Raw genomic sequence first — 23,804 nt, forward strand, 5'->3', positions numbered from 1 at the left:
TACGCGAGAAGGTCTCCATCAAGTATCAGGCTACGCGGCGAAGGTCCGGATCAGCCGAGGGCGCTCCGGACGAGCGCGACCATGCGGTCCGAGCCGTCCCGGACGCCCGCGGAGGCGGCCCGGCGGCCCATCTCGGCCACCCGGTCGCGGTCGGCGAGCAGCGGGAGCAGCTGCGCATCCACCCAGGCGGGCTGGAACTCCGCGTCGTCGACCAGCACGCCGCCGCCGGCGCCGATCACGCCGGCCGCGTTGTAGCGCTGCTCGCCGTTCCCGATCGGGAAGGGGACGTAGACGGCGGGGAGGCCGAGCGCGGCGAACTCGCACACGGTCGCGGCTCCCGCCCGCGCGACGGCGACCTCCGCCAGGGCGAGGGCCAGATCCATCCGGTCGCAGTAGTCGAGCAGGCGGTAGCCGTCGACGCCGGGGTCGGTCAGCTCGCCGCGGCCGCCCTGGATGTGCAGCACCTGCCAGCCGGCCGCCGTCAGCTCTTCTGCTCGGGCGGCGATGGTCTGGTTGATGCGGCGGGCGCCGAGCGAGCCTCCGGTCACCAGCAGTGTGGGGCGGTCCGTGGACAACCCGAACTCGGCGGCGGCCTGCGGACGGGCGGCCGCCCGGTCGAGCTGCTCGATCTCGGCGCGCAGCGGCATGCCGACGAACGTTGCGTGCGGGAGCGGGGTGTTCTCGAAGGCGACGCCGACCCACGGGGTGTAGCGGGCGCCGAGGCGGTTCGCGAGCCCGGGCCGGGCGTTGGCCTCGTGGAGGATGAGTGGCACCCCCTCGCGGCGAGCGGCCGAGTAGGCGGGCGCCGCGGCGTAGCCGCCGAAGCCGACCACGGCGTCGATGCCGCGGGTGCGGATCAGCTCGCGGACCGACGCGATCGACCGGCGGTACTCCCCCGGGAACCGCAGGGCGGCGGCATTCGGACGGCGTGGGAACGGCAGCTTCGGGATGGTCGCCAGCTCGTAGCCGCGCTGAGGCACGAGCCGCGCCTCCAGCCCCTCCTTCGTGCCGAGGACGAGGACTTCGGCGGCGGCATCGTCACGACGGAGCCGGTCGGCGACGGCGAGCAGCGGATTGACGTGGCCGGCGGTGCCACCGCCGGCCAGGAGGTAGCGCGTCACCGGCGCGCACCCGCCTGGTCCGCCTCCTGGGCGGCGAGCGAATCCCGGTGGGACTGGCGCGCGAAGGACAGCACGATTCCGATGGCGATCATGGAACTGATCATCGCAGTTCCTCCTGCAGAGATCAGTGGGAGCGGCACCCCGAGCACCGGGATCACCCCCAGGACCACGGCGATGTTCACGAACGCCTGTCCGATCAGCCACACCATGATCGCCGCCGTCGTGATGCGCGCGAACGGATCGGTGGACGCGTGGATGATCCGCAGGAAGACGATGGCGAGCATGACGAACAGGAGCAGGACGACGACGGCGCCGATGAGCCCGAGCTCCTCGCCGATGATCGCGAAGATGAAGTCGGTGTCGGCCGCGGGCAGCCACGACCACTTGGAGTGGGAGTTGCCGAGGCCGACGCCGAAGATTCCGCCCGACGCGAGGGCGTAGAAGCCGTTGTTGATCTGCCAGTCGACATCAGGGTTCGCCACGCTGGCGCCACCGAAGTAGGCGGAGATGCGCCCCACACGACTGGCACTGGACAGCGCCACGAAGATTGCCGCCACAGCGACGAATCCCACGCCCGTCGCCAGGTAGCGCAACCGCACGCCGGCGAAGAACAGCGCGCCGAGGATGAGGGCGGCCATGATCATCGTCGTGCCCAGGTCGCCGCCCAGCGTCACCAGGGCGACCGCGCCGCCGGCGACAGGAACGACCGGGATGGCGACGTGCTTCCACTGGTCCAGAACGTCGCGCTTGCGGGCCAGCACGACGCCGAGCCAGACGACCAGGGCCAGCTTGATCGCCTCCGACGGCTGCACAGTCAGCGAGCCGATCTTCAGCCAGTTGCGGTTGCCGCCGATCTCCATGCCGAGCGGCGTCAGCAGAACGAGCACCTGCAGGAAGCAGGCGGCCGCCAGGAAGAACCAGATGGACTTCTTCCAGAAGGTGCGCGGGATGCGCGACACCACGAACATGAGCGGGAGGCCGACCAGCGCGTAGGCGCCCTGCGACCAGAACCGCGTGAAGAAGTTGTCGCTGTCGGTGTGCGACTCGACAGCGGAGGAGGACAGGACCATGACGAGCCCGAAGACCACCATGAACAGCGTGACGCCCAGCAGCAGGAAGTAGTTGGCCGACTCGGACGTCATCGCCCGGCCGAGCTGGATGCGCGTGGTCAGCGCGCTGAGGCGCTCGCTCCTGCCGGGGGTTTCGGGCTTGCCGTCAGTCCTGCCCTGGACGCGGACGCGAGGCGGACTCGTCGTCATCCGCCTCACCTCCCAAGTACTCGTGGACGGCCGCCTGGAAGCGGCGGCCGCGTTCTGCATAGTCGGCGAACTGGTCCATCGACGCCGCCGCCGGAGCCAGCAGCACGGTGTCTCCCTCGCGGGCGAGACCGCCGGCCAGCCGCACCGCCGTCGGCATGACCTGTTCAGTCTCGTCGGCCTCCACCTCGAGCACCGGAAGGTCCGGCGCGTGTCGCCGGAATGCGGAACGAAGCGCCTCGCGGTCGACGCCGATCAGCACCGCTCCGCGGAGTCGGCCGACGTGTGCGCCGACGAGGGCATCCACATCCACGCCCTTCAGCAGGCCCCCCACCAGCCAGACCACCGACGGGTACGCGCGCAGCGAGGCATCGGCGGCGTGCGGATTCGTCGCCTTGGAGTCGTCGACCCAGTTCACCCCGGCCTCCGCCCGCACCAGTTCGATGCGGTGGGCGTCGAGCCGGAACGCGGTGAGCACGTCGCGGATGGTCTGCGGGAGCACGCCGTAGGACCGCGCCAAGGCGCTGGCGGCGAGGATGTTCGCGACGACGTGCGGCGCGTCGAGGCCCGCCTCGTGCAGCTCGTCGAGAGTGGTCAACTCGATGGCCGAGTTCGCCCGGTCGTCCAGGAACGCCCGGTCGCACAGGATGCCGTCGACGATCCCGAAGTCGCTGGGGCCGGGGACGCCGAGCCCGAAGCCGATCGCGCGGGCGCCCTCGACGACCTCGGCCTCCTCGACCATGCGGAGGGTGTTGTCGTCGGCCTTGTTGAAGACGCAGGCGACCTGCGTGTTGTCGTAGACCTTCGCCTTGGCGGCGATGTACGCCTCGACGGAGCCGTGCCAGTCCAGGTGGTCGTCGGCGATGTTCAGGCACGCGGCCGAGAAGGGCGACAGCTCGCCCCCGGCGTTCCGGTTCACCCAGTGCAGCTGGTAGCTGGACAGCTCCACCACCAGCACGTCGAATCCCTCGGGGTCGCGGATCGCGTCGAGAACCGGGACGCCGATGTTTCCGCACGGCGCGACCCGGTTGCCGCCGGCCAGGATCATCGTCGCGGTGAGCTGCACGGTGGTCGTCTTGCCGTTGGTGCCGGTGACGCAGATCCAATCCGCCGGTCCCTCAGCGCCGTCCGGGCGCGCGACCTTGTCGCGCAACCGCCAGGCCAGCTCGATGTCGCCCCAGACGGCAGTGCCGCGCTCCTGCGTCCACAGCAGCAGCGGGTGGTCCCAGTGGAAGCCGGGCGACACGATGACGAGCTCGGGGTCGAAGGCGACGAGGCGCTCGGGCGGCGTGCTCAGCTCCGGCTGCTCGACGAGTTCCGCGCCGATGACCTCCAGCAGCATGCGTCGTTCGTCGTCGGCCTTCGCCGCGACGACCAGCACCTGGGCGCCGAGCTCTGCGAGCGTGTCGGCGACCGAGAATCCGGTCACTCCGAGGCCGTAGACGGCGACGCGCAGGCCGCTCCAGTCCGCACGCCAGCTGGTCAGAGCGGCGAGCCGCTCTGCCACGGAGTCGTTGCGCGGGTCGGTCACGTGGCCAGCCACTCGAGGTAGAACGAGCCGACGCCTGCGGCGACGAGGAGGCCGCCGATGATCCAGAAGCGGACCACGACCGTCACCTCCGCCCAGCCCTTCAGCTCGAAGTGGTGGTGGATCGGGCTCATCAGGAAGATGCGCCTGCCGTGGGTCAGTTTGAAGTACGCGCGCTGCAGGATCACCGACCCCGCCTCGATGACGAAGAGGCCGCCGATCAGGACGAGCAGCAGCTCCGTGCGGCTGAGGATGGCAAGGGCCGCGACGGCGCCGCCGAGGGCCAGGGAGCCGGTGTCGCCGAGGAAGATCTGCGCGGGAGACGTGTTCCACCAGAGAAAGCCGACGACGGCGCCCACGATCGCCGTCGCCACGATGGCCAGGTCGAACGGGTCGCGGACGTCGTAGCACTTGGCCACGTTCTCGACGCTCAGCTTGACGCTCGCGCACGACTGGATGTTCTGCCAGAAGCCGATGATGATGTACGCGCCGATCGCGAGGATCGAGGCGCCGGAGGCCAGCCCGTCCAGACCATCGGTGACGTTGACGCCGTTGGAGGTTGCGGCGACCAGGAAGTTGATCCAGATCAGATAGAGCCCGTAGCCCACCAGCACGCCGATGACGCCGAACTTGGTGATCGACCCGAAGTCGATCGCCGGCAGGTCCCGGATGAACGACACGGTCATCGTCGCCGGGGTGTACCCGTTGCCGTTCGGGAACCGGATCGCCAGGAAGGCCCAGACGGTCGCCACGATCACCTGACCGGCGACCTTCGCCCAGCCGGTCAGGCCGAGGCTCCGCTCCCGCCGGGTCTTCAGGAAGTCGTCGATGAAGCCGACGACGCCGAGCCCCACCATCAGGAACAGCACCAGCAGCGAGGAGACGCTCGTACTGTCCCCGGTCAGCAGCAGCGCGGTGAAGTAGCCGAAGAGCGTGCCCAGGATGACGACGATGCCGCCCATCGTGGCGGTGCCGCGCTTGGCATGGTGGCTCTGCGGACCATCGTCGCGGATGAACTGCCCCCACTGCAGGCGACGGAACAGCCGGATGAACAGGGGCGTCAGGAAGAGCGTGAACGCCATCGACAGCGCTCCGGAGGTCAGGAGGGCTTTCACGAGAACGTTTCTCCCAGTCGGTCGCCGAGGAATCGCAGCCCGGCCGAGTTCGAAGACTTCACCAGCACGGTGTCGCCCGGTCGGAGGTCGGCCGCCAGGTGGTCGAACGCGGAGTCCTGCGACTCGAAGTAGAGCGACTCGCCGTCCCACGAGCCCTCGTTGATGGCCGAGATGTGCATCCGCCGCGCCGCAGGCCCCACGATGACCAGCTGGTCGATCCCGAGCCGGACGGCGAGCAGACCGATGCGGTCGTGCTCCTCGCCGGAGAACTCGCCCAGCTCGCTCATCTCGCCGAGCACGGCGATCGTCCGGCCTTCGGGCTCGGCGATCTGGGCAAGCGTCTTGAGCGCGGCGGCCATGGAGTCGGGGCTGGCGTTGTAGGCGTCGTTGATGACGGTCACGTCGCCGTTGCCGAGGACCTCCATGCGCCACCGCTCTGCCGTCTCGACCGTCTGGAGGGCGGCGACGATGGTGTCGATGTCGACGTCGAGGACGTGCGCGGAGGCCGCGGCCGCCAGCGCGTTCATGACGTGGTGCTCGCCGAGCACCTGGAAGCGCACGGGACGCGACGGACCCTCTCCGCCGTCGCGCGACGGCAGGTGCAGCGTGAAGGACGTGCCTCGGCGATCGGAGGCGATGTCGGTCGCACGCACGTCGGCGCGCTCGTCGAGACCGAACCACAGCACGCGGGCGACGGTCTTGTCGGCCATCGTGGCCACCCGCGGGTCGTCGATGTTGAGCACTGCCACATCCGAGTCGAGAAGGTCGGTGACCATCTCGGTCTTCGCCTGCAGCGTCTTCTCGATGCCTCCGAACTCACCAGCGTGCGCGAGACCGACCTTGAGCACGACGCCGACGTCCGGACGGGCCATGCGCACCAGCCGGGCGATCTCGCCGATCCCGCTCGCGCCCATCTCGGCGACGAGGAACTGCGTCTCCTCGGTCACCTGGATCATGGTCACCGGAGCGCCGACCTCGTTGTTGAACGAGGCGCGCGGAGCGATGGTCGGGCCGACCTGCTCGAGCACGGCGCGCAGCAGGTTCTTGGTCGTGGTCTTGCCGTTGGAGCCGGTGATGCCGACGATCTTCAGGAGGCCGAGGGCGCGGACCCGCGCGATCACCTCGGTTGCGAGGTCGCCGAGCGCCACGACGGTGTCGTCGACGAGGAGCTGCGGCACGGGAAGGTCGAGCGGGTGGTCGACGACGAGCAGCGCGGCGCCGGCCTCGACGGCCTGCGGGGCGAACAGGTGACCGTCGGTCACCTCGCCCGGTTTCGCGAAGAACACGGTGCCGGAGACGACCTCGCGCGAGTCGGTGGTCGAGAGTCCGGTGATGACCGTCTCGGGGGTCGCGTCGGTGCCGTCCGGAAGGCGGGCGCCGTCGAGCAGCAGCGTGCCGCGGGTGGCCGATGCGATCTCGGCCAGGGTGAGGGCGATCATCTACAGCCACCCGGCCTCTCGCAGGGCGAGACGCACGTCTTCGCGGGCGGAGTAGGGAAGCCGCTGTCCGGCGACCTCCTGGTAGTCCTCGTGGCCGGGGCCGGCGTAGAGGACGACGTCGCCCTCCCCCGCCAGGGACAACGCCGTGCGGAACGCGGCGCGCGGGTCGGGGACCTCGTACAGCTCGAGGTCGGGAACGGCGGTGCGGGCTCCGTCGAGGAGGGCGGCGCGGATCGTCGCCGGGTCCTCCCAGCGCGGGTGGAAGTCCGTGATGACGACGGCGTCGGAGCCACGGGCCGCGATCGCGCCCATGTCGGTCCGCTTCGTGGTGTCACGGTCGCCGTCGGCGCCGAACACCATCACGATGCGGCCGTCGGTCACCTTGCGCAGAGCGCCCAGGGTCGACAGGAACGCGTCGGGGCTGTGGCCGTAGTCGATGAAGACGACGGGACCGCGGTCGCCCGAGAGGCGCTCCGCACGGCCGGGAATGTATGCGTCGATGCCTCCGTCGCGCTCCAGCGCCGCTCCGATCGCGTCGAGGTCGTAGCCGGACTCGACCAGCATGACGATGGCGAGGGCGGCGTTGGCGGCGTTGTACGCGCCCAGCAGCGGGATGCTCGTTTCGAGGCGGCGCCCGTCGGGGCCCTCGAGGGCGAACGCCGTACGGGCGATGGTCTCGTCGAGCACGGTCAACATCCACTCGGCGTCCGAGCCGGGCGAGCTGGACAGGGTGGCCACCGGGATGCGCGACTGCTCCACGAGCTGGCGCCCCCAGTCGGAGTCGACGGTGACGACGCCGCGGCGGGCGCGGTCGGGCTGGAACAGCTCCAGCTTGGCGGCGAAGTAGTCGTCCATCGCCGCGTAGTCGTCGAGGTGGTCGTGGCTGAGGTTGGTGAAGCCGACCACGTCGAAGACGATCCCGTCGACGCGGTGTCGGCTCAGGGCCTGCGCCGAGACCTCGATGGCCGCGGCGCGGACGCCCTCCTCGCGCATCCGGGCCAGCAGAGCGTGCAGCTCGCTCGCCTCCGGAGTCGTGAGCTTGCTCGTGATGACCGTGTCGCCGATGCGGCGCTCGGCGGTCGAGCTGAGACCTGCGACGACCCCGAGCTGGCCGAGGATGGCGTTGAGCAGGTACACCACGCTGGTCTTGCCGTTGGTGCCGGTCACGCCGAACAGCGTGGCGGAGTTCTCGTCGGTGCGGTAGATCCAGGCCGAGACGGCGCCGAGGGCGGCGCGCGGGTCGGGCGTCACGATGACGGGCAGGCCGGAGTCTGCCGCGAGCTCCGCGCCCTCCTCGTCGGTGAGCACCGCGACGGCCCCCGCCTCGGCGGCGGCCGAGGCGTAGCCGGCCCCGTGCGCATTGCGGCCGGGGACCCCGACGTAGAGGTCGCCGGGCTCGACCGCGGAGCTCGCCAGGGCGGCACCGGTCACCTCGACACCGTCGAGGTCACCACGGCAATCCAGCCCGAATTCCGCTACCAGCTGGGCGAGCGGACGGGCGACGGGATGCTCGGGGCGCAGAGAAGAGGGCGCCGGTCCTGTCACGAGGCTCACTTTCAGTAGTAGGGCGGATAGCCGGCCGGGCTGGACGTCGAGGGCTTCACCCGGTAGGTCTTCAGCACCTGACTCATGATCGTGTGGAACAGCGGAGCGGCGGCTGCCGACGAAGTAATGGTAGTCGGGTATCCGAGGTTGACCGAAACGACGTACTGCGGATCGTCCACCGGAGCGACGCCCATCACGGACACGTAGTACGACGGCAGGTACCCGCCTTTGCCGTCCGGCTGCTGGGCCGTTCCGGTCTTCGCGGCGATGCGGTAACCGGGGATCTGCAGCTGCTTCTTCAACTCGCCGTCGGTCACCACCGACTCCATCATCCCGAGCGTCGTGGCGGCCGCCTGCGGGGACACGACCTGCGTCGGCTTGGTGTTGGGGACCTCGGTCACCGAGCCGTCCGGGTGCTCGCAGCCCTCGACCATCGACAGCGGGATGCGAGTGCCGCCGTTGGCGAGCGCCTGGTACGCGTCGACCATCTGCAGCTGGGTCGCCGAGAGGCCCTGGCCGAACATCGTCGCGTACTTGGTCTGGTCGTCCCAGTCCTTCACCGGGTGGAGCACACCGTCGGACTGGTCGGGGTAGTCGAGGCCGGTCGACTCGCCGATGCCGAACTTCTTGAGATAGTCGTAGCGGGTCTGGTCGCTGAGCGCCTTGCCGAGCTGCGACATGCCCGTGTTGGAGGACATCATCAGCACACCGGTGAGGGTCAGGCGCAGCGGGTCGTGATAGCCGGAGTCGTGCAGGTCGGCGCCATTGCCCGACTTCCACTCGTAGGGGGCGAGCACCGGCGTGCTGGGCGACGCCTTGCCCTGGTCGATCAGCATGGAGGCGGTGAGCGCCTTGAACGTCGACCCCGGCTCGAACGGGTCGGTGAAGGGCTGGAGGCGCCAGAACGACGGATCGGTCGCGTTGATGTTGTTGGGGTCGAGGGCCGGCCACTGGGCGATCGCCTTGATCTTGCCCGTCTTGGCCTCGGCGACGGTGACGTAGCCGAACTTGGAGCCGGTGGCGCTCACCTGCTGCGCGAGGGCCTGCTCGGCGAACCATTGCAGGTCTCCGTCGATGGTGAGCTTCAGCGTGCCGCCGTCCTTGGCCTGCTTCTGCACCACGGTGCTGCCCGGGATGGCCACGCCGTCGGCGCCGCGCTGGTAGGTCTCCTCGCCGTTCTCGCCCGCCAGGCAGCCGTTCTCGCTGGCCTCGAGCCCGGCGTCGCCGCCCTCGGACAGGAAACCGACGAGGTTGCCGGCGACCGCGCCGTTCGGGTAGCTGCGCGCCTGCTTCTTGGTGAAGGTGAGCCACGGGTACGGGAGTTTGTCGAGCTTGTCGAAGGCTGCGACGTCCATCCCCGATTTGATCAGCACGTACTGCGACTTCGGGTTGTCTTTGACTGCCGCGTCGATCAGCGCGACGACAGCGTCGCCGCCCTGGCCGGTGATGGCGCCGATCTTGGCCGCGGCCTCGACCATCTTGTCGCGGCCTCCCGCGATCGCGTCCTTCGGCGAGGCCGCGGCGGTGTACGTGTAGATCGTGGTGGCCAGCACGGTGCCGTCGCTGTCGACGATGTCGCCGCGATTGCCCAGCAGCGGAGTCGTCACCTCTTTGGCCGTCACCGACTGCTTCTGCAGCTCGTCGGCCCGGACGACCTGGATGTCGACGAGCTTGGCTCCGAGGATGCCGACGGTGGCCGCGACGGCGAGCACCGTCACGGCGGTCCTCCGCCGCAGCATCTTCCTGCTGACCATGCTCCTCGTCCCGTCGTCAGTGCGTCACCGGGGTCGGCAACGCTCCCTGCAACGGTACGGTCGGGGCGGTCGTGGGCGCGGTCGCCGCTCCCGAAGTCGTGGAATTCCCAGCCTGTCCGGTCGCTGTGGAGGAGTTGTTCGGTTGCTGAGCCTGCGTCACGAGCGGCACACCCGCCAAGAGCGAGTTGGGCACCAGGTTGCCCTGGGTGCCGGTCACGGTCCCTGCGGCCCCGTTGGCCGGCAGCGGCGCTCCGAGCACGGCCCCGTCGGACAGCCGCAGGTACGCCGGGCTGCTGTTGCTGACCATGCCGAGCGCGTTCGCGTTCGCCGCCAGGTTCTGAGGCGAGGACACCCGGTTGAGGTCCTCCGACACCGCCTGGTACGAGCGCTGCAGCTCGGTCTGCTTGTCCTGCAGCGAGTTCAGCTGGTACGCACCCTGCGAGATACCGATGCTGAGGAGCAGCTGCGCCACCACGATCGCGAGCAGCGCGCCGACCGCGATCGCGGCATACAGCGCGCGCGGACGCGCCCGCCTCTGCGCCCGGGTGGGGACGACCTCGAGGTGGGTGCGGGCCGGCTCGTCCACCGGGGACGGGAGGGCGCCGCCGTGCCACAGCGCGGACGGACGCTTGCGGGTGGGCGCCGGAACGGCCTCTGCCAGGGTGGTGCTCACGGGCGCCTCCTCGTCTGATCGGTGCTGGATGTGGCGGGGCGGACCCGCTCGGCCGCGCGCAGGCGCACGGGGGTCGCTCGCGGATTCGCTGCCTTCTCGTCGTCGTCCGCGAGCTCGGCGCCGCGGATCAGGAGCTTCAGTTCCGGTCGGTGCTCGGGGAGCTCGACCGGCAGGCCGGCGGGAGCGCTGGAGACCGACCGGGCCTGCAGCTCGCGCTTCACGATGCGGTCCTCGAGCGACTGGTACGCCTCCACGACGATCCGGCCGCCGACGCTCAGGGCATCGATGGCAGCGGGGATGGCGCGCTGCAGCACCGAGAGCTCCTGGTTGACCTCGATCCGCAGCGCCTGGAACACGCGCTTCGCGGGGTGCCCCTGCCGCTGCAGCGCGACCGGCGTGGCCTTGATGATCAGGTCGACGAGCTGTCCTGAGCGCTCCAGAGGCTCACGCTCGCGCGCCTCCACGATGCGGGAGGCGTAGCGGCCGGCCAGCTTCTCCTCCCCGTAGTCCCGGAAGATCCGGCGGAGGTCGGCCTCCGAGTACTCGGCCAGCACGGTCGCCGCGGTCAGCTCGCTCGTGCTGTCCATCCGCATGTCGAGCGGCGCGTCCTTCGAGTACGAGAACCCGCGCTCCACGCGGTCGAGCTGGAGGGACGAGACGCCGAGATCGAACAGCACCCCGTCGATCGCGTCGAAGCCGAGCCCCTCCACCGCCTCCCGGATGCCGTCGTAGACCGTGTGCACCAGGTGGACGCGGTCCCCGAAGCGCTCGAGGCGCTCCCCCGCTATCGCCAGAGCCTCTGGATCCCGGTCGAGACCGACGAGCGTGATGTCGGGGAAGCGCTCCAGGATGCCGGCGGAGTGGCCGCCCATGCCGAGGGTCGCATCGACGAAGACGGCGCCCGGCTTGGCCAGCGCGGGTGCCAGCAGCTCGATGCAGCGCTCGAGGAGGACCGGGGTGTGGATTCTGTCGTTGTCGCTCATGACGTTTCCGGTTCGGCCGCCCCGCCCCTGGTTCCGGATCCCCATCCATCCCGACCTGACACCGGGGAAGTGGCGTCAGGGCGTATGGCTGGGAGTCCGGCGTCAGGGACGCGAACGGTCAGAACAGACCGGGGATCACCTCCTCCTCCGTTGTCGCGAACGCGGCCTCCTGCTCGGCCAGGTAGGTCTCCCAGGCGGTGGCGTCCCAAATCTCTGCGCGGCTGCCCGCGCCGATCACGACCAGGTCGCGATCGAGTCCCGCATACGAGCGAAGCGCGGAGGGGATGGTCACCCGGTTCTGCTTGTCCGGGACCTCTGCGCTCGCCCCCGAGAGGAAGACGCGCAGGTAGTCACGGGCCTGCTTGCTCGTCACCGGCGCCTGACGGATCTTCTCGTGGAGCGATTCGAACTCCGCCTTGGAGAACACGTAGACGCAGTGCTCCTGGCCGCGGGTCAGGACGAGGCCGGACGCGAGTTCATCCCGGAATTTGGCCGGCAGGATGATGCGCCCCTTCTCGTCCAGTTTGGGGGCATGCGTACCGAGGAACATCGGCTGCCACCCCCACTCTCCCGGCCCAGGTTGCGGTGTGCCTCCACTTTACTCCACTCTCATCCACAAAGCACCACATTTGCGCCGAATTGCCCCGAACTGGGCACGTTGTGCCCCGGAACGACGCGGAAGAACCCGGTGGAGGGAAATGGAGAGGCCGGGAGGCATCGGGGGCGGACCGAGGCACGAAAAAAGGGCCGATCCGAAGATCGGCCCTGCGTTGGAGAGCTGGTGGAGGGCTGTGGAAGCTGCCCGGGGGCTAGCTCTCGCCGCCGTCGTTGCGCTTGTCCCAGCGGTCGTTCATGCGATCCATGAAGCCCGGGTGGCCACCGCGCGCCTTCGCGCCCTTGGTCTCGGTCGTGCCCGGCTCGACGGCGACGCGTTTGCCCGGCGCGATCGCCAGCAGCACGCCGGCGAACATCACGATGAAACCGAGGATCCCGACCAGTGGCTGGCGGAACCACACGCCGACGACCAGGACGATCACCCCGACCACGGCGAGCAGGATTCCGAGAACGATCGAGCGGTAGGCGGGACGAGCCCGCTTGCCTCCGACCTTCGCTACGAAGTCTGCGTCGTTCTGATAGAGACTGCGTTCCATCTCTTCGAGGAGGCGCTGCTCATGTTCCGAAAGCGGCATCCGATTCCCCCTCTTTCTCGCGGGTTCGAGGCTTAGTGTGCCTGATTCTAGCCTCGCCGGTCTGGCTAGGCTAGGCGTGTGTCAGAAAGCATCCGATTCGTCGACCTCATCCAGTCCAGAATCGATGGATTCTTCGATACGCGCGCCTCCATTCTCGTCTCCATCGCCGATGAGCTCTCTCCGGTGGCGGCGTTCTCAAGGGATTTTCTCAGCGGCGGGAAGCGCTTCCGGGCGCTGTTCTGCTTCTGGGGGTGGCAGGCCGTCCGGACGTTCGGGGAGGACGCGGGGACTGCGCCCGATGGTTCCGAGGCCGGAGCGGTGATCGCGGGCGGCCCTCTGGACGCCGTGGTGTCGGTGGCGAGCGCGCTCGAGCTGTTCCACGCCGCAGCGCTGGTCCACGACGACCTGATCGACAACTCGGACACGCGGCGGGGAGCGCCCGCCGCGCACAAGCGGTTCGAGAGACTGCACGACCAGGAGGGGTGGGGCGGCTCCGGCGCCTCGTTCGGGACCGGCGCGGCGACGCTCCTCGGCGACCTGCTCCTCATCCTGAGCGACGAGCTGTTCGACGAGGGCCTCACCCAGCTCGTCAGCGCAGCGGCCCGGCGTGCGGCGCGTGCGGAATTCAACCGGATGCGACTGGATGTGACCGCCGGGCAGTACCTCGACATCTTCGAGGAGATCGGCTGGGCCGGCCGGCCGGACGCCGATCAGCTGGCCCGTGCGGAACGGGTCATCGTCTACAAGTCGGCCAAGTACTCCATCGAGTCGCCGTTGCTCATCGGAGCGAGCCTCGCCGGCGCGACGATCGGTCAACTGGACTCCCTGCGCTCCTTCGGCCTCCCGCTCGGGATCGCCTACCAGCTGCGGGACGACCTGCTCGGGGTCTTCGGCGATGCGGAGGTCACCGGTAAGCCGAGCGGCGACGACCTGCGCGAGGGCAAGCGGACGGTGCTGATCGCGCTCACGCGCCAGGCCGTCCCGTCCGGCGCCCGGGCGACTCTCGACGAGCTGCTCGGGGATCCGGACCTGACACCCGAGCAGATCCGGACCATGCAGCTGACGATCCGCGAGTCAGGGGCGGTGGAGACGGTCGAGCGGATGATCGCCGACAATGTCGAGCGCGCCATGGCCGCCCTCGACCGATCACCGCTCGGAGCTGCGGCCAAGGCGCAGCTGCGTGAGCTGGCGATCGCGGTGACGCGCCGCAACGCGTGACGCCGTCGGTCAGGCGAGAGCCTGGGCGACCCGGCGGACCTCGGCTTTGCGGCCGGCACGCAGCGCTTCGATCGGCGACGTGCCGAGACTCTCCTCCACCTCGAGCAGCCAGTCGACCGCCTCGTCGTCACTGAAGCCGTCGTCACCCAGCACGATCAGCGTGCCGTGCAGCTCGCTGAGCGGCTGACCGTCTTTCAGGAACAGGGCAGGGACCTTGAGGACCCCGTCGATCCGCTTGGCGCCGAGGTGGCGGTCCTCGATGAGACGACGGACCCGGCTCACGCTCAGGCCCAACTGCTCGACGAGGTCGGGGACGGTCAACCACTCCGTGGTCTGGACGTTCTCGCTCACCCCTCCAGCGTGCCATGAGTCGCGCGGCAGTGCACGCACGAGCAATTGTTACGATCAGGTAAACTCACATCACATGCGTCACTTCTGTTGACTCCTTTTATCTTCTGTGTCAGCGTGGGGAGTCGTCGTGCCACTCAAACAGGGGGTTCCCATGGCCTTGGCAGACACCGGCAGGATCCGCGGAGTCCTGGGCACCGTGCCGATCGCGATCGCGAGCTCGCTCGCGGTCACGCTCAACCTCGTCACCCCCGCCCAGGCGGCGCCGCCCGCCGAGCGCTCCACGGACCGCGGCGGCGACACCGGGGATGCCGCCGGATCCTCCCGCTCGACTCTCGTGAGCACGATCGCGCCGCACGCCGGGACATCGGAGGCGGACACCCGCCTCGCCGCCGCCCCGGCCGTCTACCGGGTGCAGTCGGGCGATACGGTCTCCGGAATCGCGACACGCTTCGGCCTCTCGACGGCCGCCGTGCTGGCCATGAACGGCCTCAGCTGGAAGAGCCTGATCTTCCCCGGTCAGGTCCTCGCCCTCGCGGGACCGGCCGCAGCACCTGCTCCCGCTGCGCCGGTGCCCGCTGCGCCGGCCCCCGCTCCCGCCGCACCGGCTGCTCCGTCCGCCGGCACGACGTACACCGTCGCCCGCGGAGACACCGTCAGCGGGATCGCCGGTCGTTTCGGCGTCACCACGCGCGCCGTGCTCGCCGCCAACGGCCTCAGCTCGTCGAGCCTCATCTTCCCGGGGCAGAAGGTCCGCATCCCGGGCATGACCACCGCAGCGCTGAACACACCGGTCGCCGCTGCACCCGCGGTCGCCCCCGTGGTGGCGCCCGTGGTGGCGCCGGCGCCCCTCCCCTCGGCCACAGCCGGGCAGGTCATCGCACTCAGCGACGAGATGCGCGCCAACGCTCAGCTGATCGTGCGCATCGGACGGCAGCAGGGAGTGCCGGACCAGGGCATCGTCGTCGCCCTCGCTGCGGCCGCGCAGGAATCGGGCCTCCGCAATGTCCGCTACGGTGACCGCGATTCGCTCGGACTGTTCCAGCAGCGGCCGAGCACCGGATGGGGAACGCCGGAACAGGTGCTCGACCCGACCCGTGCGACGCTCGCGTTCTACGGCGGGGCAGGAAACCCCAACCCCGGCCGCACCCGCGGACTGCTCGACATCCCCGGCTGGAGCCGGATGAGCGTCACCCAGGCCGCGCAGGCCGTCCAGCTCTCCGCCTTCCCCGACGCCTACGCCAAGTGGGAGACCTCCGCGCGCGCCTGGCTCGCGCAGCTCGGCTGACCCGCGAATGTCACAGCCGGGTCACAGCCCTCGCGCCCACCGGTGTTTTGCAGGGTTCCCGCATCCCTCTTTCTCTAGACTCGATTTGTGACCACGAGCCAGACCGACCCGATGATCGGCCGTCTCATCGACGGCCGGTATCAGGTGCGCTCACGGATCGCCCGCGGCGGGATGGCCACGGTCTACCTGGCGACCGATCTGCGCCTGGAGCGCCGCGTCGCGATCAAGATCATGCACGGCCACCTGGCCGACGACTCCACCTTCAAGAGCCGCTTCGTGCAGGAGGCGCGCTCGGCCGCGCGGCTCGCGCATCCCAACGTCGTGAACGTCTTCGACCAGGGCCAGGACTCCGACATGGCGTACCTGGTCATGGAGTACCTGCCCGGCATCACCCTCCGCGACCTGCTCAAGGACTACGGCAAGCTGACGCCAGAGCAGACCATCGACATCATGGAGGCGGTGCTGTCCGGCCTTGCCGCCGCGCACAAGGCGGGCATCGTGCACCGCGACCTCAAGCCCGAGAACGTGCTGCTCGCCGACGACGGCCGCATCAAGATCGGCGACTTCGGCCTGGCCCGCGCCGCCAGCGCGAACACCGCCACCGGCCAGGCCCTGCTCGGCACCATCGCCTACCTCTCCCCCGAGCTCGTCACCCGCGGCGTCGCGGACGCCCGCAGCGACATCTACGCGCTCGGCATCATGATGTACGAGATGCTGACCGGCCAGCAGCCCTTCCAGGGCGAGCAGCCGATGCAGATCGCCTACCAGCACGCGAACGACGCCGTGCCTGCGCCCAGCGCCAAGAACCCGGCCGTGCCGGCAGAACTCGACGAGCTCGTCCTCTGGGCGACCGAGAAGGACCCGGAGCGCCGCCCGCGCGACGCCCGCGAGATGCTCGACCGGCTCCTGGAGGCCGAGAAGTCGCTGCGCGGCGAGGCGGTCCTCCAGCCCACCATGGTGCTTCCGCCCGCGTTCGAAGTGGATGCCGGCGACACTCAGATCATCAACCCGGCCATCCGGCAGCAGGTCGCCTCCAGCACCCCGGCGGCGACCGCGACGCTGACGGCCGCCGCTGCGAAGCGCCGCTCCAAGGGCTGGTGGCTGTTCGCACTGGTCATCGTGCTCGCCGGCGTGGCGGCCGGGACCGGCTGGTACTTCGGTGCGGGCCCCGGATCGCTGGTGGCGGTGCCCAACGTCGTCAACGCCGCACCGGATGCGGCCACCGCCCAGCTGACGAAGCTCGACTTCAAGGTCGCCCAGGCTCCCGAGTACAGCACAACGGTGGCCAAAGGGATGGTGTCGAGCACCGATCCCGGCGCCGGTGCGCCCGCCGGGCGGGGCAGCACGGTCACCCTCCGCATCTCGCAGGGCCCGAAGCCGGTGACCATCCCTGCCCTGGCCGGTCAGAGCGTCGACGCCGCTAAGAGCGCGATCACCGGAGTCGGCGCGAAGGTCGGCGACATCGCGCAGCAGTTCGACGCGAAGGTCCCCGCGAATACGGTGATCTCGGCCACGCGGGCCGACAACGGCGCCGACATCTCGGGTGGCGGACCGTACTTCGAGGCCGCCTCGGTCAACCTTGTCGTGTCGTCGGGGGCCATCCCGGATGTCGCAGGAAAGTCGGTGAAGGATGCGTCCAGCATCCTCAGCAAGGCCGGGCTCCTGACCTCCGCCGGCCCGGAGAGCTACAGCGACACGGTGTCCGACGGCGACGTCATCTCGGCCCAGCCGCAGCACGAGCCTGTGCGCCCCGGCGACACGCTGCTGCTGGAGACGTCGAAGGGGCCGGAGCCGGTCACGGTTCCCGATGTGGTCGGCAAGAACTGGGCGGATGCCAAGAAGGCGTTGAGCGACGCCGGCTTCCAGCTCAAATACAGTGCCATCGCCGATGTCGCACCGAGCGCGTTCGTGGTCTCCAAGATCTCCCCGGGCGCGGGCACCCAGCAGCCCAAGGGCTCCACCATCACGGTCAACTTCGCCGGCTTCTAGCCGCGGCCGCGTCTCAGCACCGGCGATGCGTCGATGGGACGCAACACGCCGCTATCCGTGTCGGATAACGGCGTGTTGCGTCCCATAGATAGGGCGACGCGGGTCAGGCCTGCGAGAGCTCCTCGGCGACCAGGAAGGCCAGCTCGAGCGACTGCATGTGGTTGAGGCGAGGGTCGCAGAGCGACTCGTAGCGCGTGGCCAGGGTGGCCTCGTCGATGTGCTCGGAGCCGCCCAGGCACTCGGTCACGTCGTCCCCGGTCAGCTCCACGTGGATGCCGCCCGGGTTGGTGCCGGCGGCGCGGTGCGCCTCGAAGAAGCCCTTGACCTCATCCACGACGTCGTCGAACCGCCGCGTCTTGTAGCCGGTCGGCGTCGTCAGCCCGTTGCCGTGCATGGGGTCCGTCACCCAGAGGGGCTTCGCGTCCGACCGCTTGATGGCTTCGAGCAGCGGCGGCAGCGCATCCCGGATCGTGCCGGCGCCCATGCGCGTGATGAAGGTCAAGCGCCCGGGCTCGCGCTCCGGGTCCAGCTTGTCGATCAGGCGCAGCATGTCGTCGCGCGAGGTCGTCGGGCCGAGCTTCACGCCGATCGGGTTGCGCACCCGCGACAGGAAGTCGACGTGCGCCCCATCGAGGTCGCGCGTCCGCTCGCCGACCCAGACGAAGTGCGCCGACGTGTTGTACGGCGTCCCGGTGCGGGAGTCGATCCGCGTCATCGGCCGCTCGTAGTCCATCAGCAGCGCCTCGTGGCTGGAGTAGAACTCGACGCGTTTCATCTCTTCGAAGTCGGCGCCCGCCGCCTCCATGAACTTGATGGCACGGTCGATCTCACGGGCGAGGCCCTCGTAGCGCTGGTTCGCCGGGTTCGCCGCGAAGCCCCTGTTCCAGCTGTGCACCTGCCGCAGGTCTGCGAAACCGCCCTGCGTGAAGGCGCGGATGAGGTTCAAGGTGGAGGCAGCCGTGTGGTACCCCTGCACGAGCCGTCGCGGGTCGGCCTGGCGTGACTCCGGCGTGAAGTCGTAGCCGTTGACGATATCGCCGCGGTAGGCGGGAAGGGTGACCCCGTTGCGGGTCTCGGTGTCGCTCGAGCGCGGCTTGGCGAACTGGCCGGCCATGCGACCCATCTTGATGACGGGCACGGAGGCGCCGTAGGTCAGGACGACGGCCATCTGCAGGACCGTCTTCACCCGGTTGCGGATGGCGTCGGCCGTCGCACCCGCGAAGGTCTCGGCGCAATCGCCGCCCTGCAGCAGGAACGCCTCGCCCTGCGCCGCGCGCGCCAGGCGGGTGCGCAGCTGGTCCACCTCGCCGGCGAACACCAGCGGAGGCAGAGTGGCGATCTCGGCCGATGCGGCGGCCGCGGCCTCGGCATCCGGCCACTGCGGCTGCTGCTTGATGGGGAGCGTGCGCCAATACTCCAGGCCCTCGATCACGGACTCGTCAGGTCGCACGACGGGCTCTGTGGTCTGTAGCACTGGTCTTCCGCTCACTCGAGGATGGATGGGATATCCGAGCCTATCGCGAAAGGCTGAGGGGCCGTCCTACTGTGACAGCGTCGCCCGCTTCTCCTTGACCGTGCTGGCGTACACGTCGACGTACTCCTGGGCGCCCAGGCGCTGCAGCTCGTACATGATCTCGTCGGTGACGGAGCGGAGGATGAAGCGGTCGCCCTCCATCCCGTCGAAGCGCGAGAAGTCGAGCGGCTCGCCGACGATGATGCCGATCCTGCCGACCTTGGGGAGGCGCGTGCCGATCGGCATGATCTTGGCGGTGTCGACCATGGCGACGGGCACGACCGGGACGCCGGCCTCCAGGATCATCCGGGCGACGCCGGTGCGCCCCCGGTACAGACGCCCGTCCGGACTGCGCGTGCCCTCCGGGTAGATGCCGAGGATCTCGCCCCGCGCCAGCACGCCGAGGCCCGTGTTCAGCGACGCCTCGGACGCCTTGCCTCCCGAGCGGTCGATCGGCAGCTGTCCGGTGGCGTTCATGAAGGCCTTGGTCGCCCAGCCCCTCAGGCCGCGCCGGGTGAAGTAGTCGCTCTTGGCGAGGAACGAGACGTGCCGCTCGACCTCGAGCGGCAGGAAGATCGAATCGATGAACGAGAGGTGGTTGCTGGCCAGGATGACGGCGCCGTCGGCAGGGATGTTCTCGAGGCCGATGACCCACGGCCGGAAGATGCCGCGCAGGATCGGCCCCACGACCACGTACTTCATCAGCCAGTAGAACATCGCTCCGAAGCCTATCCCCGCCGGTCGCCTAGATGGAGGAGGCGTGGAGGCGCGCCAGGTCGGCCGCACCGACCACCCCGGCGTCGTTGACGAGCTCGGCGATCGCGAACTCCGGCTCCGGGTGGAACCCGCGCGCCGGCAGGTTCTCGAGGTACGCCTGGCGGATCGGGTCGAGCAGGAGCTCACCGGCCTGCGCGACACCGCCCCCGAAGACGAAGAGCTGCGGGTCGAGGATGGCTCCGAGGCTCGCGCACGCCTGGCCCAGCCAGTCGCCCAGCTGCCGCAGAGCGGCCAGCGCGCCGGGGTCGCCGGCGGTGATCAGGGCGCTGATGTCGAGGCCGCTCAATGCCCCGGTGCGCGCCCGGACGTCGGCGAGGCCCTGACCGATTCCGCCGGCGTCGGCGAGCTCGTTCGCCATCCGCTGCAGCGCTCGCCCCGAACCGTACTGCTCGATGCAGCCGTGCGCCCCGCACCCGCAGGGCAGCCCGCCGGGGACGACGCGCATGTGCCCGATCTCTGCGCCCGCTCCGAAGCCTCCACGGAACAGGCGGTCGTTGCTGACGATCGCGCCGCCCACGCCCGTGCCGATGGTGAGGACCACCATGTCCGAGACGAGACGGCCCGCGCCGTACCGGAACTCGGCCCAGCCGGCGGCGTTCGCGTCGTTCTCGATGAGGACCGGGAGGTCGATCCGCTGCTCGAGCTTCTCGCGGAACGGCTCGTGGCGCCAGCTGATGTTCGGCGCGTAATAGACGGTGGACTGCGCGGCGTCGATGAAGCCGGCGGCCGCGACCCCGGCGCCCGCGATCTCCTCCGGACCGTCCGACAGCCGTTCGATCATCTCGACGACGGCGTTCTCGATCTCCTCCGGCCGGCTCGCGTCGGTCGGGACCCGGTCCTCGCGGACGATCGCGCCGAGCTCGTCGACGACGGCTCCCGCGATCTTGGTCCCGCCGATGTCGATGCCGATCGCGTGCACGTAATGCCTTCCTGCAGGATGCGGGCTGAGGGGGTGAGGTCGCCGGCGCAGAGGAGCCTCCCGGCAGGACCATCTAGAGTGTAATCAACCCCTCCGGCCGAAGCCATTCGGCCGGACGCCCGCCCGCCGGTATCGAGGGAGCTACCGTGAAACAGATCGACACACCCACACTCGTCCCCGCCGACCCGGAGGCCAACGCCACCGACCTGCTGGTGCAGCGGCTGGCAGAGACCCCCGACGCGCCGCTGTTCAGCCTGCCGGACGGAGACGGGTGGAAGGACATCACGACCGCCGAGTTCCACCGTCAGGTGATCGCTCTGGCCAAGGGACTGGTCGCCGCGGGCATCCAGCCGGGCGACAAGATCGGGCTGATGTCGAAGACCCGGTACGAGTGGACGCTGATCGACTTCGCGACCTGGTTCGCCGGAGCGGTGCTCGTCCCCATCTACGAGACGTCCTCCCCCACGCAGATCCAGTGGAACATGTCGGACTCCGGCGCCATCGCGGTGTTCCTGGAGACCGCCGAGATGCACGCCCGCTTCGACGAGGTGCACCCGGAGCTCCCGCTGATCGAGACGGTGTGGCAGCTCCACCTGGGCGACCTCGACAAGCTCGCTGCGGCCGGCGTCGACGTGCCCGACGACGAGATCGAGCGCCGCCGCCGGATCGCGAAGGGGTCCGACATCGGCACCCTCATCTACACCTCCGGGTCGACCGGCCGGCCGAAGGGCTGCGTGCTCACCCACTCCAACTTCGTCGAGCTGTCGCGCAACTCGGCCGAGGCGCTGAAGGAGGTCGTGCAGCAGCCGGGCGGAGCATCCACGCTCCTGTTCATCACGACCGCGCACGTCTTCGCGCGCTTCATCGCCGTCCTCTGCATCACCGGCGGCGTGAAGGTGGGCCACCAGGCCGACACCAAGCAGCTGCTCCCCGCGCTCGCCAGCTTCCGCCCGACGTTCCTGCTCGCCGTGCCGCGGGTGTTCGAGAAGGTCTACAACTCGGCGGAGCAGAAGGCCGAAGCGGGCGGCCGCGGCAAGATCTTCCGCGCGGCCGCCGAGGTGGCCGTCGAGCACTCCAAGGCGGTCGAAGCGGGCTCCGTCCCCTTCGGCCTCAAGCTGAAGTTCGCCCTGTACGACCGGCTCGTCTTCTCGAAGCTCCGGGCCGCCATGGGCGGGCGCGTGAAGTACGCCGTGTCGGGATCCGCGCCGCTCGGGTCGCATCTCGGCCACTTCTTCCACAGCCTCGGCATCAAGGTGCTGGAGGGCTACGGACTGACCGAGACGACCGCTCCTGCGACCGTCAACCGGCCCGACCTGTTCAAGATCGGGACTGTGGGCCCGGCCCTCCCCGGTGTCGACCTGCGCCTGGCCGACGACGGCGAGATCCAGGTGCGCGGCATCAACGTCTTCCAGGAGTACTGGAAGAACCCGGAGGCGACGGCGGCGGCGTTCGACGACGGCTGGTTCCGCACGGGCGACATCGGATCGTTCGACGCGGACGGCTTCCTGACCATCACCGGCCGCAAGAAGGAGATCATCGTCACCGCCGGCGGCAAGAACGTCTCCCCCGCGGCCCTCGAGGACCCGATCCGGGCGAATCCGCTGGTCGGGCAGGTGATCGTGGTCGGCGACCAGAAGCCGTTCATCTCCGCGCTGGTGACCCTGGACACCGAGATGCTGCCGACCTGGCTGGCGAACAACGGCGAGGACAAGGACATGACGCTCGCGGAGGCGTCGGTCAACCCGGCCGTGCACGCCGAGATCCAGCGCGCCATCGACCACGCGAACGCCGGCGTGTCTCGCGCGGAGAGCATCCGCAAGTTCGTCGTGCTGGCGACCGAGCTGAGCGAGGCGAGCGGGCACCTCACCCCCAAGCTGAGCATCAAGCGCAACGTCATCCTGGCCGACTTCGCGGACGTCATCGACGGCCTCTACAGCGACAACCCGCGCACCGAGGGCTTCTCGCTCGCGCACTGAGTCACCGCCACACGGGTTTCGCCGATTCGTGACGAATGTCGCGAATCGCGCGCTTCCCGCCCGCCGATTCGTGACGAATGTTGCGAATCGCGCGCTTCCCGCCCGCCGATTCGTGACGAATGTTGCCTTTCGCCGGCGCATTGGCCAGATTCGGCACGAATCGGACGAGGCGCGCGAGGAAGGCGTCCCTGTCGGCGAAGAGGTCGGTTGCCGTGACTCGGACCACGCGCCAGCCCTGAGCCTCGAGGAGTTCCCGGCGCTCGATGTCACGATGCCACTGCCTCCGGTCGGAGCGGTGCCCGTCACCCTCGTACTCGAACGCGATCCGCCTGGTCGGGATGCTGAGGTCCGGGTGGAGCGTCAGGCCGGTTCCCTGGATCGGCACCGGCCTGTTGACCTCGAGCTCGTCGGCGATGCGGTCCTCCAGGAACAGCCTGAGCAGCGTCTCGGGGCGCGAATCCGCCCCGAAACGGATGCGCGGCAGCGCCCACGCCCGGGCGGGCGCTCCTTTCGTCCGGAAGAGTTCGCGGGAGAGAGCCTCCAGCTCCTCCAGTTCGGCCAGCGCGGGACGCGTCCGGGCCCCGACCAGATGGTCCCCCGCCGCGACCAGATCCTCCCGGTCGATCGCGCCCGAGAGCTGGCACCACACGTGCGCGGGCGCACTGACCGGCAGGCCATCGATCATCCGGCCCGAGACGCGACGGAGAGTGTGGCCGGTCATCCCGCGGCCGCGCGGAGGCCTGCGCGGAAACTCGACCGAGACGTGCAGTCCGTCCGGCGGCTGCGGGGCGGGGAGCGGCACACCGAGCAGCGCCGCGGCGGTCCCGTGGCTGAAGAACGCTCGCTCAGGAAGAAGGGGGAGAGCCGCCTCGCACAGCTGACGAAGGCTGCTCGGCGCCACCGAGACGTGGATGGAGTGGAACGGATGGTGCAGGTCGCGAGCCCGGAGCCGATCGGCGGGGACGCCGTGGCGCCGCGCGTCAGCGGGAGTGAACGGGACTCCGACGAGAGCCGCAGGCAGGGGTTGTGGGGTGCGCATCCCTCATGGTCGCGCCCTGCTCGAACCCGCGAGCGCGCTCGTTCGAATCTGTGGAGACAGCATCGTTCTCCACATCCCCTCCCCTCCCGATTCGTGACGAATCCGCCGTATCGCGCCGCCGAGGCGCCGATTC

Annotated in this window: 20 protein-coding genes; 4 read left to right on the forward strand and 16 right to left on the reverse strand. The window is 69.7% G+C overall.

Annotation, left to right across the window (positions count from 1 at the left end):
- Positions 1-50: 50 nt before the first annotated feature.
- From SB754_RS09335 to SB754_RS09385, 11 genes are all read right to left on the reverse strand, one after another.
- Positions 51-1,121 carry a UDP-N-acetylglucosamine--N-acetylmuramyl-(pentapeptide) pyrophosphoryl-undecaprenol N-acetylglucosamine transferase gene (locus SB754_RS09335; protein WP_410782048.1) on the reverse strand — a complete coding sequence of 357 codons (1,071 nt, stop codon included), beginning with the start codon at positions 1,119-1,121 and terminating at the stop codon, positions 51-53.
- Positions 1,118-2,380, reverse strand: a complete 1,263-nt coding sequence (gene ftsW / locus SB754_RS09340; RefSeq protein ID WP_410782049.1) for a putative lipid II flippase FtsW — start codon at positions 2,378-2,380, stop codon at positions 1,118-1,120. The genes SB754_RS09335 and ftsW overlap by 4 nt, the downstream gene beginning before the upstream one ends.
- Positions 2,337-3,908 (reverse strand): UDP-N-acetylmuramoyl-L-alanine--D-glutamate ligase, encoded by a 1,572-nt coding sequence (gene murD / locus SB754_RS09345; protein ID WP_410782050.1) that lies wholly within the window; start codon positions 3,906-3,908, stop codon positions 2,337-2,339. The genes ftsW and murD overlap by 44 nt, the downstream gene beginning before the upstream one ends.
- Positions 3,905-5,020, reverse strand: a complete 1,116-nt coding sequence (gene mraY, locus SB754_RS09350) for a phospho-N-acetylmuramoyl-pentapeptide-transferase (protein WP_410782051.1) — start codon at positions 5,018-5,020, stop codon at positions 3,905-3,907. The genes murD and mraY overlap by 4 nt, the downstream gene beginning before the upstream one ends.
- Positions 5,017-6,459, reverse strand: coding sequence for a UDP-N-acetylmuramoyl-tripeptide--D-alanyl-D-alanine ligase (locus tag SB754_RS09355; RefSeq protein WP_410782052.1), 1,443 nt, complete (start codon positions 6,457-6,459; stop codon positions 5,017-5,019). The genes mraY and SB754_RS09355 overlap by 4 nt, the downstream gene beginning before the upstream one ends.
- On the reverse strand, positions 6,460-8,004 hold the full coding sequence (locus tag SB754_RS09360) for a Mur ligase family protein (protein WP_410782053.1): 1,545 nt from the start codon (positions 8,002-8,004) through the stop codon (positions 6,460-6,462).
- 11 nt (positions 8,005-8,015) lie between these two features.
- Positions 8,016-9,758: a peptidoglycan D,D-transpeptidase FtsI family protein gene (locus tag SB754_RS09365; protein WP_410782054.1), complete on the reverse strand. Its 1,743-nt coding sequence runs from the start codon at positions 9,756-9,758 to the stop codon at positions 8,016-8,018.
- 16 nt (positions 9,759-9,774) lie between these two features.
- Positions 9,775-10,431: a hypothetical protein gene (locus tag SB754_RS09370; RefSeq protein WP_410782055.1), complete on the reverse strand. Its 657-nt coding sequence runs from the start codon at positions 10,429-10,431 to the stop codon at positions 9,775-9,777.
- On the reverse strand, positions 10,428-11,414 hold the full coding sequence (rsmH, locus tag SB754_RS09375) for a 16S rRNA (cytosine(1402)-N(4))-methyltransferase RsmH (protein ID WP_410782056.1): 987 nt from the start codon (positions 11,412-11,414) through the stop codon (positions 10,428-10,430). The genes SB754_RS09370 and rsmH overlap by 4 nt, the downstream gene beginning before the upstream one ends.
- A 118-nt stretch (positions 11,415-11,532) precedes the next feature.
- Entirely contained in the window at positions 11,533-11,964 is a 432-nt protein-coding gene (gene mraZ, locus SB754_RS09380; RefSeq protein WP_410782057.1) for a division/cell wall cluster transcriptional repressor MraZ, read from the reverse strand.
- Between the two features lie 259 nt (positions 11,965-12,223).
- Positions 12,224-12,604 (reverse strand): DUF3040 domain-containing protein, encoded by a 381-nt coding sequence (locus SB754_RS09385; RefSeq protein WP_410782058.1) that lies wholly within the window; start codon positions 12,602-12,604, stop codon positions 12,224-12,226.
- Between the two features lie 78 nt (positions 12,605-12,682).
- On the opposite strand from SB754_RS09385, the gene SB754_RS09390 reads away from it, so the two are divergent.
- Complete coding sequence (locus SB754_RS09390) at positions 12,683-13,822, forward strand: polyprenyl synthetase family protein (protein WP_410782059.1); 1,140 nt, start codon at positions 12,683-12,685, stop codon at positions 13,820-13,822.
- A 9-nt stretch (positions 13,823-13,831) separates the two neighbouring features.
- Here the strand turns inward: SB754_RS09390 and SB754_RS09395 are convergent, their stop codons facing one another.
- Positions 13,832-14,173 (reverse strand): Rv2175c family DNA-binding protein, encoded by a 342-nt coding sequence (locus SB754_RS09395; RefSeq protein WP_410782060.1) that lies wholly within the window; start codon positions 14,171-14,173, stop codon positions 13,832-13,834.
- Between the two features lie 151 nt (positions 14,174-14,324).
- Here SB754_RS09395 and SB754_RS09400 point away from each other — a divergent pair, with 151 nt between their 5' ends.
- Both SB754_RS09400 and pknB read left to right on the forward strand, forming a co-directional pair.
- Entirely contained in the window at positions 14,325-15,458 is a 1,134-nt protein-coding gene (locus SB754_RS09400) for a LysM peptidoglycan-binding domain-containing protein (RefSeq protein ID WP_410782061.1), read from the forward strand.
- Between the two features lie 87 nt (positions 15,459-15,545).
- Positions 15,546-17,447, forward strand: coding sequence for a Stk1 family PASTA domain-containing Ser/Thr kinase (pknB, locus tag SB754_RS09405; protein WP_410782062.1), 1,902 nt, complete (start codon positions 15,546-15,548; stop codon positions 17,445-17,447).
- Positions 17,448-17,550: 103 nt separating this feature from the next.
- Here the strand turns inward: pknB and SB754_RS09410 are convergent, their stop codons facing one another.
- The 3 genes from SB754_RS09410 to SB754_RS09420 all read right to left on the reverse strand — a co-directional run bounded on the left by SB754_RS09410 (position 17,551) and on the right by SB754_RS09420 (position 20,656).
- Positions 17,551-18,879, reverse strand: coding sequence for a class II 3-deoxy-7-phosphoheptulonate synthase (locus SB754_RS09410; RefSeq protein WP_410783293.1), 1,329 nt, complete (start codon positions 18,877-18,879; stop codon positions 17,551-17,553).
- Between the two features lie 108 nt (positions 18,880-18,987).
- Entirely contained in the window at positions 18,988-19,677 is a 690-nt protein-coding gene (locus tag SB754_RS09415) for a lysophospholipid acyltransferase family protein (RefSeq protein ID WP_410782063.1), read from the reverse strand.
- A gap of 28 nt (positions 19,678-19,705) precedes the next feature.
- Positions 19,706-20,656: an ROK family glucokinase gene (locus SB754_RS09420; RefSeq protein WP_410782064.1), complete on the reverse strand. Its 951-nt coding sequence runs from the start codon at positions 20,654-20,656 to the stop codon at positions 19,706-19,708.
- 146 nt (positions 20,657-20,802) lie between these two features.
- Between SB754_RS09420 and SB754_RS09425 the strand changes: the two genes are divergently transcribed.
- Positions 20,803-22,632: an AMP-dependent synthetase/ligase gene (locus SB754_RS09425; RefSeq protein WP_410782065.1), complete on the forward strand. Its 1,830-nt coding sequence runs from the start codon at positions 20,803-20,805 to the stop codon at positions 22,630-22,632.
- A gap of 1 nt (position 22,633) precedes the next feature.
- Here SB754_RS09425 and SB754_RS09430 read toward each other — a convergent pair whose 3' ends face one another.
- On the reverse strand, positions 22,634-23,671 hold the full coding sequence (locus SB754_RS09430) for an endonuclease domain-containing protein (protein ID WP_410782066.1): 1,038 nt from the start codon (positions 23,669-23,671) through the stop codon (positions 22,634-22,636).
- Between the last annotated feature and the right edge of the window lie 133 nt (positions 23,672-23,804).

The organism is Leifsonia sp. SIMBA_070, assembly GCF_046534635.1.
Taxonomy (GTDB): domain Bacteria; phylum Actinomycetota; class Actinomycetes; order Actinomycetales; family Microbacteriaceae; genus Leifsonia.

Bases quoted from the DNA above. Each gene is read 5' to 3' on its own strand.
- ftsW (WP_410782049.1), bottom strand. From the start codon at position 2,380: ATGACGACGAGTCCGCCTCGCGTCCGCGTCCAGGGCAGGACTGACGGC.
- SB754_RS09355 (WP_410782052.1), bottom strand. From the start codon at position 6,459: ATGATCGCCCTCACCCTGGCCGAGATCGCATCGGCCACCCGCGGCACG.
- SB754_RS09365 (WP_410782054.1), bottom strand. From the start codon at position 9,758: ATGGTCAGCAGGAAGATGCTGCGGCGGAGGACCGCCGTGACGGTGCTC.
- rsmH (WP_410782056.1), bottom strand. From the start codon at position 11,414: ATGAGCGACAACGACAGAATCCACACCCCGGTCCTCCTCGAGCGCTGC.
- mraZ (WP_410782057.1), bottom strand. From the start codon at position 11,964: ATGTTCCTCGGTACGCATGCCCCCAAACTGGACGAGAAGGGGCGCATC.
- SB754_RS09385 (WP_410782058.1), bottom strand. From the start codon at position 12,604: ATGCCGCTTTCGGAACATGAGCAGCGCCTCCTCGAAGAGATGGAACGC.
- SB754_RS09400 (WP_410782061.1), top strand. From the start codon at position 14,325: ATGGCCTTGGCAGACACCGGCAGGATCCGCGGAGTCCTGGGCACCGTG.
- SB754_RS09415 (WP_410782063.1), bottom strand. From the start codon at position 19,677: ATGTTCTACTGGCTGATGAAGTACGTGGTCGTGGGGCCGATCCTGCGC.
- SB754_RS09430 (WP_410782066.1), bottom strand. From the start codon at position 23,671: ATGCGCACCCCACAACCCCTGCCTGCGGCTCTCGTCGGAGTCCCGTTC.